Genomic DNA, 13,676 nt, shown 5'->3' on the forward strand with positions numbered 1-13,676 from the left:
GAGTCCTAGTGTCCGAAATACATCGACATGATCTCGCCATGGTCCATGGTCTGGCCGGGCTTGATCTCGGTGGCGACCTCGCCGTGATTGACGAGATAAAGGTGCTGGCTGAGCTCCAGGAGGAACTCGACGTCCTGCTCGACCACGATCAGGGGCACGCCGCCCTGCGAGATCGCCATCACCGCGGCGCACAGCTCGTCCTTGATCTTGGGGGCCAGGCCCAGGGTCGGCTCGTCCAGGATCAAAAGGCGCGGATGGCTCATCAGGGCGGTGCCGATCGAGACCATCTGCCGCTCGCCGCCGGACAGGGTACGGACCCGCTGGCGCCAGCGCTCCGCCAGCTTGGGGAAGATCCGGACCACCTTCTCGCGATTCTCGGCCTCGTGCGGCCGGGCGTGCGGGGCGTAGGCGCCGAGCGCCAGGCAGTCGGCGATGGACAGGTCGGGGAACAGCCGGTTGCCCTGGGGGACATGGATCAGGCCCCGCCCCATGATCGCCCGGGCGCTCTGCCCGCCGATGTCCTGGCCGTCGAAGCGGATCCTGCCGGATCTGGGCCGCAGCAGGCCGGAGATCGTGCGCAGCAGCGTGGTCTTGCCGTGCCCGTTCGGGCCGAACAGGCCGACATTGCCGTGGATGCCCGCCCGCATGGTCAGGCCGTGCAGCACGGTGACCCGGCCATAGCCGGCGGTCAGGTCCTCGACCTCGAGAAGCGCGCTCATGCCGCCGGCCTCCGGCTGCCCAGATAGGCCTCGACCACACGCGGATCGGCGATCACCGAGGCAGGGTCGCCTCTGGCCAGCACGCTGCCCTGGTTGAGCACCATCAGGTGCTGGGACAGGCTCATCAGGAAGGTCAGCACGTGCTCGATCAGCACGATGGTGATGCCGCGCTGAGCAATCCGCCGGATCAGCTCGATCGAGGTCTCGATCTCGGGCCGGGTCAGGCTGGAGGCCGGCTCGTCCAGGAGCAGGATGCGCGGGCCCATCGCGATGGCGGTGGCCAGCATCAGGCATTTGCGGTCGAACACCGAGAGCTCGCCCGCGGGCCGCCCGAACGCCTGGCGCCGCAGGCCCACGAAGTCCAGCGCCTCGGCGGCTTGGGCGCGCGCCTGCTCCGAGGCCTTGCCCGGCCGGCCGTAGGTGGCGCCGATCAGGGCGTTCTCGAACACGGTCAGCCCGTCGAAGCTGGTCTCGCGCTGGAAGGTCCGGGCCAGGCCGAGCTTGGCGATGGCGTGGCCGGGGCGGCCCTGCAACTCGACCCCGTCCAGGCGGACCCGGCCGCTGTCCGGGCCGAACGGGATCCCGGTGATGACGTTGAAGAGCGTGCTCTTGCCGCTGCCGTTCGGGCCGGCGATCCCGAAGATCTCGCCGGCCTCCACGCGAAACGACACGGCGTCGACGGCCTTCAGCGATCCGAAGGCCTTCGACACCTCCTCCACTTCCAGAAGTGCCACGCCTCACTGCATCCAGGGCTGCGGCTTGAACTCGCCGACCGCATATTTTTCCGGGGAGATCAGGATGCGCTCGCCGTCCCAGATCTGGAAGAAGGTGATCGGGATGTAGTCGTCGCCCTGCATGGCCAGGTGGGTCTCCGGGTCGAACTTCAGGCGGCCGGCGACCACCTGCTTGTCGGTGGCGCCGATGGACTCCATGATCCCGACATGGTCGTTGGGATCGCCGACCTTCTTCAGCGCATCGAAGTACAGGTTGACGATCTCGTAGAGCGCCACGCCGTAGGTGCCGCTCTCGACCCCGTAGGCGTCCTTGAACTTCGTCATGATCTCGTCGGCGCGCGGGTTGTTGGGCGAGACCAAAGGACCGCCCAGCAGGTCGTAGATCACGCCGTTGGACTTCTCGCCGGTGAGCTGGACGAATTCCGGCACGCTCGGGGCGTATTGCAGGAACACCAGGCTCTTGGTCGGCTGCTCCAGGAACTGGGTCAGGAAGGAGGCGGAGTTGCCGGGCAGGTAGTCGGTGTTGATCACCACGTCCGGGACGTCCTCGCGGACCTTGGCCAGGATCGAGCGCCAGTCGGTGACCTCGCCGAACGGCACGATCTCGTCGACGGTGATCGTCCAGCCCTGCTCGGTGAAGGTCTTCTTCATCCCTTCGGAGATCGTCTTGGAATAGGCGTTGTCGGAGGAGACGATCGCCACCTTCTTGGTCGGCAGCTCGATCTTGCCGTCGGCGGCGAGCTTTTCGGCGAACGCGGTCACGTCGGTGTTGTAGGCGTCGAAGGACGGGGTCCAGGACCAGCAGCAGGTGTAGTTCTCCGGCGCCAGGGCGATGATGTCCTTGGTCTGCTGCGAGTTGGCGGCGAGCACATAGGGCATCTCCGCCTCGGCCATGTTCTCGATCTCGAAATTGGTCAGGCTGGCATAGCCGGTCAGCATGAAATGCACGTCCGGATCGCCCAGCAGGCGCTCGACCGCGCTGGTGACGTTGCCGGCCGACTGGTCCTTCACGTCGCCCACCACCAGGGAGAAGGTGTGGCCGTTGATGCCGCCGGCGGCGTTCATCTCGTCGATCGCGAGCTGGGCGCCGCGCTCGAACTCCTGGCCGTCCGCGCTGGCCGGGCCGGTCAGGGGCGCCAGCAGGCCGATCTTGACCTCGTCGGCGAAAGCGCCGCTGCCCAGAAGGGCGGTCGCGGCCACCGTCATGAGCGCCTGGCGTGCGAGGCGGGACCGGATGAGGTGACGTGGCATGATGGCTTTCCCCCGATGATTGCTGAGTGGCCGGCCGGCTCCCGGTGGTGTCGTTCCCGCAGCGATGCGTGGCCGACGCATCCGTGTAGGAGAGACCTTCCAGTCCGGTGAGCAATCGCGGTGCCAGTCGCCCGCCGTCACCGGCCAGAAGGCAGGCTGCTCACCGGCCGGGCAGAGCAGCTTCCGGGAAAGTCGATATGTCGACAAACTAGGCAGGTTGCGCAAAGCTTGAAAAGATCATTTCATGACCCGGAGGTGGCGGACAAGGGGCGGCGGGAGCCGCGGGATGGGGAGAAAAATGCCCGTCAAGGAAAGCTCGATCGAGACCAGCCACGGCAGGATCGCCATCCGCGAATCCGCGGGCGAGGGCATGCCGGTCCTCCTGATCCACGGCAATTCCAGTTGCGGCGCCGTGTTCCGCAACCAGCTGCAGGGCGCGATCGGCGAACGCTACCGGCTGATCGCGCCGGACCTGCCCGGCCACGGCGATTCGGCCGACGCGCTCGACCCCGAGCGCAGCTACTGCATGGAAGGCTATGCCGATGCCATGACCGAGGTGCTGCGCCGGATGGGGATCGAGCAGGCCGTGGTGTTCGGCTGGTCGCTGGGCGGCCATATCGGGCTGGAGATGATCAAGCGCTTTCCGGGCATGCTCGGCCTGATGATCACCGGAACGCCGCCGGTGGCCCCGGACCAGGTGATGCAGGGCTTCCGCACCAGCCCGCACATGAACCTGGCCGGGCAGGAGCATTTCAGCGCGGAGGACGTCGAGAACTACGCGCACAGCACCTGCGGCGAACCGTTCGAGCCGTTCCTGCGCGACGTGGTGGCCCGCACCGACGGCCGGGCCCGCCGGCTGATGTTCGAGAAGTTCGTGGGCGGCAGCGGCGAGGACCAGAGCCGGATCGTGGCCACCGCCCGGGTGCCGCTGGCGGTGGTCAACGGCGTGGACGAGCCGTTCGTGAACGTCGCATTCCTGCGGGACATCGCGTACGCCAACCTCTGGGAAGGCCGGACGTTCGAGATCCCGAACTCGGGCCACGCTCCGTTCTGGGACGCGCCGGCCGCCTTCGACGCGATCTTCGCGCGCTTCCTGGACGACATGGCCGCCCGCCGATAAGCGCCAAGGCGGCTGGCCCGATTCTTGAACGGTTGTTCACGAAGCCGTCCCTCCAGGACGGCCGCATGGGACAGGGGGAGAAGAGAGATGAGCAGACTGCTCAGGTTCATGCAGGTAGGCGCCGCCATGGCGGCGTTCGGAGCGATCCCGGCCAAGGCGGAGATTACCATCGGGGCGGCGCTCAACCTGACCGGCATCCAGGCGCCGATGGACGAGCCCGGCTTCCGGGGCGCCCAGGTGGCGATCAAGGAGCTCAATGACAAGGGCGGGCTGCTCGGTCAGCCGGTCAAGCTGGTCAGCATCGACGGCAAGTCCGACCCGGTGACGGTCGGCAACGTCGCGGTGGAACTGATCGACGACGGCGCCGAGCTGATCATGGCGCCCTGCGACTTCGACTTCGGCGGCCCGGCCAGCCGCGAGGCGCAGTCCGCCGACATCGTCGGCATCTCGACCTGCGCCTCCGACCCGCTCTACAGCTCCTGGTCGCTCGGCGACAAGCAGTTCACCCTGTCCATGTGGAACACCACCATGGGCGCAGTCGCGGCGGACTTTGCGCTCGAGAAGGGCTGGAAGAAGGCCTACGTCGTCACCGACCAGTTCATCGCCTACACCAAGTCGCTGCCTAAGTACTTCATGGAGCAGTTCAAGGCCGGCGGCGGCGAGATCCTGCTCGAGGACAGCTACAACAACGGCGACAACGACTTCTCGGCGCAGCTCTCCCGGCTGCAGGCCCTGCCGGAGAAGCCGGACGTCATCTTCCTGTCCTCCTATGGCACCGACATCGGCGTGATCATCCGGGCACTGCGCGAGGTCGGCTACGACGCGCCGGTGCTGGGCGGCGACGCCTATGACGATCCGGCGCTGCACCAGGCGCTGGGCGAGAAGTTCGGCAACGACGTCTACTTCGTCACCCATACCTGGATGGGCTCCGACGCCGGGCCGCAGATGCAGAAGTTCATCGAGCTCTACAAGGAGATGTATGGCGGCGAGCCCGACACCTCCTTCGTCGCGACCGGCTACGACACCGTGATGCTGCTGGCCCAGGCCGTCGAGGCCGCCGGCACCACCGACGGCGCCGCGGTCGCCAAGGCCCTGGAGGAGGGCGAGTTCGAGCTGCTTACCGGCAGCCTCGACTACGGCACCGCCGAGGAAGGCCACATGCCGAACAAGGCGGCGGCGATCATCGAGCTGAAGGACGGCAAGACCTCCTTCGTCAAGTGGCACCGCCCGGACAGCGTCCCGGCGCCCTGAGCGGCAGGGGCGGGCGCGCCGGCCGGCGCGCCCGCCCAAGCACCGTCGCCGCCCTTTCTCTGAATTCAAGGTCCCCCGGATGTCTGAAGGCCGCCTCGTGGCGCGCGACGTTCATGTCGAGTTTTCCGGGCTGCGCGCCCTGGATGGCGTCACCCTGGACCTCGCCCGCGGCGAGATCGTCGGGCTGATCGGGCCGAACGGCTCCGGCAAGACCACGCTGGTCAACGCCATCACCTGCCAGGTCCCGCTCGCGGGCGGCGAGGTGACGGTGGACGGCGTCTCCATGGCGGGGCTGAAGCCCAGCGACGTCGCCCGCCACGGAATCGCCCGCTCGTTCCAGATCGTGCGCCTGTTCGACCACCTGACCGTGGCCGAGAACATCGAGACCGCCGCCCTGGCCCAGGGCCACGGCCGGCGCGCGGCGCAGGCGAAGGTCGCCGCCCTGCTCCATGATTTCGGCCTGGACCGCCATGGCGACACGCTGGCGGCGGCCCTGAACTATGGCGACAAGCGCCGGGTGGAGATCGCCCGGGCCTTGGCCGCCGAACCGTCCTTCCTGATCCTGGACGAGCCGGCCGCCGGCATGAACGAGGGCGAATCCGAGGTGCTCCTGTCGCTGTTGGCCGCGCTGCCGGAAAAGCGCCGCCTGGGCCTTTTGATCATCGACCACGACATGCCGCTGATCATGCGGCTGTGCCACCGCCTGCACGTGCTGGCGTCGGGCAGGACCATCGCCGAGGGCGACGTGGAGAGCGTGCGCCGCCATCCCGCCGTGATCGAGGCCTATCTCGGCTCCTCCGCGCAGGCCCAGCATGCTTGAGGTCCAGGGGCTCCAGGTGAGCTACGGGGCGATCGCCGCGGTGCGCGACGTTTCCTTGACGCTGGCCGACGGCGAGCTGGTGACGCTGCTGGGCGCCAATGGCGCCGGCAAGTCCTCGACCCTGCTGGCCATCGCCGGGGCGCTGAAGTCCAGCGGCACCATCCGGCTGGACGGCACCGACGTCTCGTCCTGGTCGCCGGAGCGGATGGTGCGCAAGGGCGTGGCGATGGTCCCTGAGACCCGCGACGTGTTCCCCGACCTGACGGTGGGCGAGAACCTCGTGCTGGGCGCCTATACCAGGCGGCGCGACCGGGACGGGGTGGACGCCGACACCGAGCGGATGTTCGCCCTGTTCCCACGGCTCAAGGAGCGGTTCCAGCAGCCGGCCGGCACCCTTTCCGGCGGCGAGCAGCAGATGCTGGTGATCGCCCGCGCCCTGATGTCTCGGCCGCGCCTCCTGCTGCTGGACGAGCCGTCCCTGGGCCTGGCCCCCACCATCGTGGACCAGATCTTCGAGATGATCGCCGAGCTCAAGCGCGACGGCCTGACCATCCTGCTGGTGGAGCAGAACGCGTCCAAGGCGCTCTCCGTGGCCGACCGGGCCTATGTGATGCGGCTGGGAACCATCGCGGCGCAAGGCAGCGCCGCCGAGATCGCGGCGGCCTCCGACCTCGAACAGCTCTATCTGGGCGGCTGAGCGCACATGCAGTTTCTCCTCCAGTTCACCATCGACGTGCTCAGCCTGGGCGGCGCCTACGCGCTGATGGCGCTGGGCCTGGTGATCGTCTACGGCATCCTCAAGCTGGTGAACTTCGCCTATGGCGAGCTGATCATGGTGGCGGGCTACGGCCTGTTCCTGATGAACGGCTCAGGGTTGCCCTGGATCGTGATGGCCGCGGTGGCGGTGCTGATCGCGATCGCCACCGGGGTCGCCACCGACTACATCGCCTTCCGGCCGGTGCGGGCGAAATCGGTGACCGCGGTGCTGATCACCTCCTTCGCCTTCTCGACCATCCTGCAGAACGCCGCGCTGCTGTTCATCTCGCCTAGGGCGCGCAACGTGCCGCTGCCGGACCTGTTCTCGCAGACGGTGGAGTTCGCCGGCATCCTGATCCCGGCGCGCAACCTGATCACCATCGTCGCCTCGATCCTGCTGCTCGTGCTGTTCGCCTGGGCGATGAAGAGAACCGTGCTCGGCATCGCGATGCGGGCGGCCGCGACCCAGTTCCGCATGGCGCGGATGCTGGGGGTGCCGGCCAACCTGATCATCTCCAGCGCGTTCGCGATCAGCGGGTTCTTCGCCGGGGTGGTGTCGCTGCTCTGGATCGGCCGGATCGGCTCGGTGACGCCGGGCATCGGCCTGGAGCCTTTGCTGGTGGCGTTCATCGCGACCGTGATCGGCGGGATGCGCAGCCTGCAGGGCGCGGTGCTGGGCGGGTTCCTCCTGGCCTTCGTCAACACCGGCCTGAACTACACGCTGCCGCAGGACCTCCTGCAGTTCCGCGACGCGTTCACCTTCACCCTCGTGATCCTGATCCTGTTGTGGCGTCCCGAGGGCCTGATCCGCGGCCCCGCCACCGGCCAGCGGACCTGAAGCCCTTGAAACGCGGCAACATCCTCACCCTCGTCATCCTCCTGGGCCTGGTGGCCCTGCTGGTGGCCGTGCCCGCCGTCCTGCAGGACCGCCTGACCGAGCGCATCGCGACCGCGATGGCGATCAGCCTGGTGCTGGTGGTGGGCCTGCAGACCTTCACCGGCAATTCCGGGATCCTGTCGTTCGCCCATATCGGCTTCATGGGGGTGGGCGCCTACGCCTCGGCGGCGATCACCATCCCGGTGCAGATGCGCGGCATGGCGCTGCCCGACCTCTACGAGATTATCAAGACCGTGCAGGTCTCGGGCTATGTGGGCATCCTGATCGGCGGGCTGGTGGCGGCGCTGATCGCCGCGGTGATCGCCTACCCGCTGATGCGCCTGTCCGACGCCCCGGCGGTGATCACCTCCTTTGCGCTGCTGGTGGTGCTGCACACCATCATCGCCCACTGGAGCGCCGTCACCAACGGGCCGCGGACCCTGTTCGGCCTGCCGAGCGTCACCAGCCTGCCGCTGGCGGGCGGGATCGCCGCGGTGGCGGTCGTGGTGGCGCTGTTGTTCAAGGAATCGCGGATCGGGCTTCTGTTGCGGGCGTCGCGGGACGACGAGCGGGCCGCTGGCGCGCTCGGCGCCAACATCCCCTCCCTGCGCTGGCGGGCCTTCATCCTGAGCGCGCTGTTCGCCGGGATCGGCGGGGCGCTGTGGGGCCATTTCGTGACCTCGTTCTCGCCCAAGGCCTTCTACCTCAAGGAAACCTTCGTGATCCTGGGCATGCTGGTGATCGGCGGCACCAACACGGTGACCGGGGCGGTGATCGGCACCTTCGCGGTGACGATCCTGTTCGAGAGCCTGCGCGCGCTGGAGACCTCGCTGAACGCGGCCGACATCTTCGCCGACCAGGTGGTGGGGCTCACCGAGATCGTGCTGGCGATGGCGATGATGGGCGTGATGTTCCTCAAGCCGGGCGGGCTGTTCGCCGCGACCGAGATCGGGCCGCTGCTCCTGCGCCGGTTCAAGAAAAAGGGCTGATCGATGAGCTGGAAGACCCGGCACCGCTCCTTCTACTACGCCAACGCGCCCGAGCCCGAGGACATGGTGCTCGATCCCAAGGAGACGGCGCTGCTCGTGATCGACGTGCAGAAAACCTATCTCCTGCCCAAGAGCGATCCGGCCGAGAACGAGGCGTGGCAGCCGTTCTTCGAGCGCATGAACCAGGTAGTGATCCCCAACATCAAGAAGCTGATCGACGACAGCCGCCGCCGGGGCGTGGAAGTGATCTATGCGCGGATCGCCTGCCTGAAGAACGACGGGCGCGACCGCTCGCTCAGCCAGAAGCGGCCGGGCTTCAACTACCTGCTGCTGCCCCGCAACGAGGACGAGGGACAGGTGGTCGCCGCGCTGGCGCCGCAGGGCGACGACATCGTGGTCGAGAAGACCACCGACAGCGCGCTCACCGGCACCAACCTGCGGATCCTGCTCGCCAACATGGGCATCAAGAACGTGGTCGCCACCGGGATCTTCACCGACCAGTGCGTGTCGTCCACGGTGCGCAGCCTGTCCGACGAGAGCTTCAACGTCCTGGTGGTCGAGGACTGCTGCGCGGCGGCGACGATGGAGCTCCAGAACCGCGAACTGGAGATCATCAACATGATCTACTGCCACGTGGTCGACTCAAACGAGCTTCGGAGCTTCTACTCGGCCTGATCTTTCCGTCGTCCATCGACAGGTCCGGAGCGAGGGCGCCGGATCTGTCGGCATGCCCTGAAAAGACGCCCCAGCGCTGTGTTTTCACCCGGATCAGCCCTATTGACAGGGCTGCTACCATACAAGAGGGTCGGGCGAAACGCCGGCCCCGAGAGCCGGCCAAGATCAGGGAATGACCATGACCGGCCCGATCCTCAGCCGTCGCAGCGCCATCCAGACGGCCGGCGCCGCAGCCGCCTTGTCGCTGCTGGGCGCTCCCCGCGCCCGCGCCGCTTCCCCCGTGCAGATGATCAGCCACCGCTACCCGGCGCTCGAGCTGTTCGCCGAGAAGATGCGCGGCGCGGTGGACGGGGTGGAGGTCAACACCCAGCTGATGCCGTTCGACAAGGCCAACGAGCTCGCGACCATCGCGCTCTCGTCCAAGGCCGACACGCTGGACATTGTCTACGCCAGCGACAGCACGGTGCAGAAATACGCCAAGAACGGCTGGCTGATGCCGCTCGACGACCTGTTCGCGAAGTACAAGGACGAGTTCGGCCTCGGCGACTTCCCGGAAGCGGGGCTGGCGCCCTACCGCTACGAGGGCAAGCTCTACGTCCTGCCGCACACCGTCAACGTGATGATGCTGTTCTACCGCAAGGACCTGTTCGAGGCGGAAGGCAAGCAGCCGCCCAAGACGATCGCCGAGTATCATGAGCTCGCGGAGCACTTCAATTCGCCGATGCGCGCGGGCTCGGTGAACTGCCTGAAGCCGGTCGATGCCGGCCTCAACGAGGCGCACTGGTACATCAATGCCCTGGCCGACGGCTGGTTCGACGACCAGTGGAAGCCGGTGTTCAACAACGAGAAGGGCGTGGCGGCGATCGAGCAGCTGAAGGAGATCACCCAGTTCGCCCAGCGCGGCTATGCCACCGCCGCGAACGACGAATGCTCGCTCGCCTACCAGCAGGACATCGGGGTAATGGGGCTGCAATGGGCCACCCGCGCCGCCTCGATGGACGACCCGGCCAAGTCCCGGGTGGTCGGCCAGATCGACTGGGCGGCGCCGCCGGACGGCCATGCCCGGCTGTCCGGCGACGGCTACGCGATCTCCGCCTTCACCAAGCAGGACCCGGATCTCCTGTTTCGGATCATCGCCACCTCGTCCAGCGACGCCACCCAGCGCGAGGCGGCAGCCCTGATGGTGCCGCCTCGCGAATCGGTGCTGCGCGACCCGAAGCTGGCGGAGCAGTACCGGCACTATCCCGCGATCCTGGCCTCGCTGGAGACCGCCACGCCGTTCCCGCCGCTGCCGGAGTTCTACGAGGCAGGCGAGTTCATCACCCGGCGGATCCTGCAGGCGGTGGCCGGCGAGATGGAGGTGCAGGAGGCGCTGGATGCCGCCGCCGGCGAGACCGAGCAGCTCCTGCAGAGCCGCGGCTACTACAACTGAGTGGACGGGGCCGAACAGGAAGCAGGGTGGGGAATCGCGGATGACTGCATATGGGATCGACCGGCGCCGGGCGTTGCAGACGCTCGGAATGGCGGCCGCGGCCTCCATGGCGGGAGGGCAGGCGAGAGCCGCAACGCCGGTGCAGATGATCAGCCACCGCTTCCCGGCTCTGGAGTTCTATGCGGAGAAGATGCGTTCGGCCGTGCCCGGGGTGGAGGTCAACACCCAGCTCATGCCGTTCGACAAGGCCAATGAGCTGGCGACCATCAGCCTGTCCTCGAAGTCGGACGCGCTGGACATCGTCTACGCGAACGACACCACCGTTCAGAAATACGCCAAGAACGGCTGGCTGCGTCCACTGGACGACTTGTGGGAGAAGCACCGAGGGGAGTTTGCCCTTGCGGACTTCCCCGAGACCGTGCTGGCGCCGTACCGGTACGAGGGCAAGCTCTACTGCGTGCCCCACAACGTCAACGTGATGCTGCTCTTCTTTCGGCGCGACCTGTTCGAGGAAGCCGGCAGGCAGCCGCCCACCACCATGGACGAGTACCTGGCGCTCGCGGAGAAGTTCAACACGCCGATGCGGGCAGGCACGATCAAGTGCCTGAAGCCGATCGACGCGGTGATGAACGAGGCGCACTGGTACTTCAACACGATCGGCGATGGATGGTTCGACGAAGACTGGCATCCGGTCTTCAACGGCGAGAACGGCGTCAAAGCGATCGAGGCGCTCAAGAAAAGCGCGGGTTATGCGCAGCGTGGCTATGCCACCGCTGCCAACGACGAGTGCACCCTGGCCCTGCAGCAGGACTTGGCGGCGATGGGCCTGCAATGGGCCAGCCGCACCGCATCGATGGACGATCCGGCCAAGTCGCGCGTGGTGGATCTGATGGGGTGGGCCGCCCCGCCCGGCGGCCACAGCCGGTTGGCGGCTGATGGCTACGCAATCTCGGCGTTCAGCAAGCAGGACCCCGAACTCCTGTTCCGGATCCTGGCGACCTCGTCGAGCGAGGCCAACATGCGCGAGGGGGCTGCCATGCTGGTGCCGCCGCGCGACTCCGTGCTGCGCGATCCGGAGCTAGCGAAGAAGTTCCGGCACTATCCCGGCATCCTTGCAGCGCTGCCTACGGCCCTGCCGACTCCGCCGCTGCCCGAGTTCTACGAGGCGGGCGAGTTCATCTCGCGCCGCATCCTCCAAGCGGTGGCCGGCGAGATGGAGGTGAAAGCAGCGCTCGATGCGGCGGCTGCCGAGACGGAACAACTATTGAGGAGCCGCGGCTACTACGGTTGACGCCTGTTCCCGGCCTGTCCAAACGCTCCCGATCCGGAAGACTTGACCTGACATGCAGACCCAACGGGGCCTTTGGCTCTTCCTGGTGCCGAGTGGGCTGATGATCGCCCTGGTGCTGCTCTACCCGCTCGGCTACGCGATCTATCTGAGCTTCTTCAACTATTACCTGGGCGGCCAGGAGCCGAGCTTCATCGGGCTGGGCAACTACACGGCTCTGCTGGGTGACGAGCGGTTCTGGAGCTCGATCGGCAAGACGGTGATGATCGTCGCCGGCGCGGTCAGCCTGGAGTTCGTGCTGGGCCTCGCGGTGGCGTTCGGGCTATACAAGCTGACCTTCGGGGTCAAGCCGCTCAATCTTTTGATGTTCCTGCCGCACATCGTGACGCCGGTGGTGGCGGCCCTGTTCCTGCGCTGGATCTTCACCGGACGCTGGGGACTGCTCGACGCGATCATCATGAGCTTCAACATCTTCCCGCCGGACTGGCTGGGCACGCCCGGCTGGGCGCGGTTCACCGTGATCCTGGCGGATGCCTGGCAGTTCACGCCGTTCATGATCCTGGTGCTCTATGCCGGGCTGAACACGGTGGATTCCAGCCAGATCGAATCGGCGCAGATGGACGGGGCGGGCAACTGGACGGTGCTGACCAAGGTCATGCTGCCGGCGATCAAGCCGCTCATCCTGTTCGTGCTGGCGATCCGGATCATGGATGCCTTCCGGTTCTTCGACCAGATCTACGTGCTGACCGCGGGCGGTCCCGGCACCGCCACCGAAACGCTCACCATGTACACCTATGCACTGGCGTTCCGGCTGCTCGAGATCGGCAAGGCCTCGGCGCTGGGCGTGCTGACGCTGCTGCTTTCGGCGCTCACCATCGGCCTGCTGATCGCGGTACTGTACCGGCGCGACAAGGGAGCGTTCTGATGCGTCCCTCGCGCGCCTCGCAGACCCTCCTGTTCCTGGCGCTGTGCGCGTTCACCGTGGTGAACCTCACGCCGATCATCTGGGCGTTCCTGACCTCGATCAAGCTGCCGGTGGACGCCTTCTCGGTGCCGCCCAAGCTGATCTTCACGCCGACCTTCGAGTTCCACTACCAGGTCTGGGTCGAGAAGGAGTTCTGGCGCTTCTTGATCAACAGCGCGGTGATCGCGGTCTCCACCGTGTGCATCTCGGTGCCGATCGGCACCATGGCGGCGTTCGCGCTCTCGCGGATGCGGGGAAGCGGCTCGCGCGGGATCCTGTTCGGCCTGCTGGCGATGCGGATGTTCCCGCACATCCTGCTGGCGATCCCGTTCTTCGTGCTGGCCCAGGGATTGAGCCTGATCGACACCTATCCGGCGATGGTCCTGGCGCTGGTGGCGATCAACCAGCCCTTCACGATCTGGATGATGCGCAGCTTCTTCATGGACGTGCCGCTGGAGCTGGACGAGGCGGCCCGGATCGACGGCTGCAACCTTTGGCAGGTGTTCTACCAGGTGGCGCTGCCGGTGGTGCGGCCGGGCCTGTGGATCACCTGCCTGTTCAGCCTGCTGCTCGCCTACAACGAGTTCCTGTTCGCGCTGGTGCTGACCGGCCCGAGCACCAAGACCCTGCCGGTGGCGATCGCCGAGTACGGGGCGGAAGACCTGAACTACTGGTCGCTGTCGGCCGCCGCCGCGATCGGGATCATGCTGCCGATCGTGCTGTTCATGATGGCGCTGCAGCGCCACCTGGTGCGCGGCCTGGCCTTCGGCGCGGTCAAGGGCTGAGGATGACGGAGAACT

General features: G+C 67.0%; 14 protein-coding genes. 11 read left to right on the top strand and 3 right to left on the bottom strand.

Features of this window, described 5'->3' with window-relative positions; translation table 11 throughout:
• Positions 1-5: 5 nt before the first annotated feature.
• From GEMRO_RS0114995 to GEMRO_RS0115005, 3 genes are read right to left on the bottom strand one after another with little or no spacing between them, the layout of a single operon-like run.
• The gene (locus GEMRO_RS0114995) at positions 6-719 is read right to left on the bottom strand and encodes an ABC transporter ATP-binding protein (RefSeq protein ID WP_027134643.1); all 714 of its coding nucleotides are present in this window, start codon (positions 717-719) and stop codon (positions 6-8) included.
• A complete protein-coding gene (locus GEMRO_RS0115000; RefSeq protein ID WP_027134644.1) occupies positions 716-1,453 on the bottom strand; it encodes an ABC transporter ATP-binding protein in 738 nt (245 codons plus the stop codon). The genes GEMRO_RS0114995 and GEMRO_RS0115000 overlap by 4 nt, the downstream gene beginning before the upstream one ends.
• 3 nt (positions 1,454-1,456) lie before the next feature.
• On the bottom strand, positions 1,457-2,704 hold the full coding sequence (locus GEMRO_RS0115005) for an ABC transporter substrate-binding protein (RefSeq protein WP_035485381.1): 1,248 nt from the start codon (positions 2,702-2,704) through the stop codon (positions 1,457-1,459).
• A gap of 298 nt (positions 2,705-3,002) precedes the next feature.
• On the opposite strand from GEMRO_RS0115005, the gene GEMRO_RS0115010 reads away from it, so the two are divergent.
• From GEMRO_RS0115010 to GEMRO_RS0115060, 11 genes are all read left to right on the top strand, one after another.
• A complete protein-coding gene (locus GEMRO_RS0115010; RefSeq protein WP_027134646.1) occupies positions 3,003-3,824 on the top strand; it encodes an alpha/beta fold hydrolase in 822 nt (273 codons plus the stop codon).
• Positions 3,825-3,932: 108 nt separating this feature from the next.
• Positions 3,933-5,075, top strand: coding sequence for an ABC transporter substrate-binding protein (locus GEMRO_RS0115015; RefSeq protein ID WP_322100065.1), 1,143 nt, complete (start codon positions 3,933-3,935; stop codon positions 5,073-5,075).
• A 79-nt stretch (positions 5,076-5,154) separates the two neighbouring features.
• Positions 5,155-5,895: an ABC transporter ATP-binding protein gene (locus GEMRO_RS0115020; RefSeq protein WP_027134648.1), complete on the top strand. Its 741-nt coding sequence runs from the start codon at positions 5,155-5,157 to the stop codon at positions 5,893-5,895.
• Positions 5,888-6,592 (top strand): ABC transporter ATP-binding protein, encoded by a 705-nt coding sequence (locus tag GEMRO_RS0115025; RefSeq protein ID WP_027134649.1) that lies wholly within the window; start codon positions 5,888-5,890, stop codon positions 6,590-6,592. The genes GEMRO_RS0115020 and GEMRO_RS0115025 overlap by 8 nt, the downstream gene beginning before the upstream one ends.
• Before the next feature lie 6 nt (positions 6,593-6,598).
• Positions 6,599-7,489 carry a branched-chain amino acid ABC transporter permease gene (locus GEMRO_RS0115030; RefSeq protein ID WP_027134650.1) on the top strand — a complete coding sequence of 297 codons (891 nt, stop codon included), beginning with the start codon at positions 6,599-6,601 and terminating at the stop codon, positions 7,487-7,489.
• A 5-nt stretch (positions 7,490-7,494) separates the two neighbouring features.
• A complete protein-coding gene (locus tag GEMRO_RS0115035; RefSeq protein WP_035485383.1) occupies positions 7,495-8,517 on the top strand; it encodes a branched-chain amino acid ABC transporter permease in 1,023 nt (340 codons plus the stop codon).
• A 3-nt stretch (positions 8,518-8,520) separates the two neighbouring features.
• Positions 8,521-9,192: a cysteine hydrolase family protein gene (locus GEMRO_RS0115040; RefSeq protein ID WP_027134652.1), complete on the top strand. Its 672-nt coding sequence runs from the start codon at positions 8,521-8,523 to the stop codon at positions 9,190-9,192.
• Positions 9,193-9,370: 178 nt separating this feature from the next.
• Positions 9,371-10,624 (top strand): extracellular solute-binding protein, encoded by a 1,254-nt coding sequence (locus GEMRO_RS0115045; protein ID WP_169728394.1) that lies wholly within the window; start codon positions 9,371-9,373, stop codon positions 10,622-10,624.
• Positions 10,625-10,712: 88 nt separating this feature from the next.
• Positions 10,713-11,915 carry an ABC transporter substrate-binding protein gene (locus GEMRO_RS0115050; protein ID WP_027134654.1) on the top strand — a complete coding sequence of 401 codons (1,203 nt, stop codon included), beginning with the start codon at positions 10,713-10,715 and terminating at the stop codon, positions 11,913-11,915.
• Positions 11,916-11,967: 52 nt separating this feature from the next.
• Positions 11,968-12,837, top strand: a complete 870-nt coding sequence (locus GEMRO_RS29885; protein ID WP_035485385.1) for a carbohydrate ABC transporter permease — start codon at positions 11,968-11,970, stop codon at positions 12,835-12,837.
• Complete coding sequence (locus GEMRO_RS0115060; protein ID WP_035485388.1) at positions 12,837-13,661, top strand: carbohydrate ABC transporter permease; 825 nt, start codon at positions 12,837-12,839, stop codon at positions 13,659-13,661. Before GEMRO_RS29885 ends, GEMRO_RS0115060 begins: the two co-directional genes overlap by 1 nt.
• The last annotated feature ends 15 nt before the right edge of the window (positions 13,662-13,676 follow it).

Source organism: Geminicoccus roseus DSM 18922 (assembly GCF_000427665.1).
GTDB classification, from domain to species: Bacteria; Pseudomonadota; Alphaproteobacteria; order Geminicoccales; family Geminicoccaceae; genus Geminicoccus; species Geminicoccus roseus.

Excerpts from the sequence above, each read along its gene's own strand:
- GEMRO_RS0114995 (WP_027134643.1), bottom strand. The coding sequence starts at position 719 with ATGAGCGCGCTTCTCGAGGTCGAGGACCTGACCGCCGGCTATGGCCGG.
- GEMRO_RS0115005 (WP_035485381.1), bottom strand. The coding sequence starts at position 2,704 with ATGCCACGTCACCTCATCCGGTCCCGCCTCGCACGCCAGGCGCTCATG.
- GEMRO_RS0115010 (WP_027134646.1), top strand. The coding sequence starts at position 3,003 with ATGCCCGTCAAGGAAAGCTCGATCGAGACCAGCCACGGCAGGATCGCC.
- GEMRO_RS0115015 (WP_322100065.1), top strand. The coding sequence starts at position 3,933 with ATGCAGGTAGGCGCCGCCATGGCGGCGTTCGGAGCGATCCCGGCCAAG.
- GEMRO_RS0115020 (WP_027134648.1), top strand. The coding sequence starts at position 5,155 with ATGTCTGAAGGCCGCCTCGTGGCGCGCGACGTTCATGTCGAGTTTTCC.
- GEMRO_RS0115025 (WP_027134649.1), top strand. The coding sequence starts at position 5,888 with ATGCTTGAGGTCCAGGGGCTCCAGGTGAGCTACGGGGCGATCGCCGCG.
- GEMRO_RS0115030 (WP_027134650.1), top strand. The coding sequence starts at position 6,599 with ATGCAGTTTCTCCTCCAGTTCACCATCGACGTGCTCAGCCTGGGCGGC.
- GEMRO_RS0115040 (WP_027134652.1), top strand. The coding sequence starts at position 8,521 with ATGAGCTGGAAGACCCGGCACCGCTCCTTCTACTACGCCAACGCGCCC.
- GEMRO_RS0115045 (WP_169728394.1), top strand. The coding sequence starts at position 9,371 with ATGACCGGCCCGATCCTCAGCCGTCGCAGCGCCATCCAGACGGCCGGC.
- GEMRO_RS0115050 (WP_027134654.1), top strand. The coding sequence starts at position 10,713 with ATGGCGGCCGCGGCCTCCATGGCGGGAGGGCAGGCGAGAGCCGCAACG.
- GEMRO_RS29885 (WP_035485385.1), top strand. The coding sequence starts at position 11,968 with ATGCAGACCCAACGGGGCCTTTGGCTCTTCCTGGTGCCGAGTGGGCTG.
- GEMRO_RS0115060 (WP_035485388.1), top strand. The coding sequence starts at position 12,837 with ATGCGTCCCTCGCGCGCCTCGCAGACCCTCCTGTTCCTGGCGCTGTGC.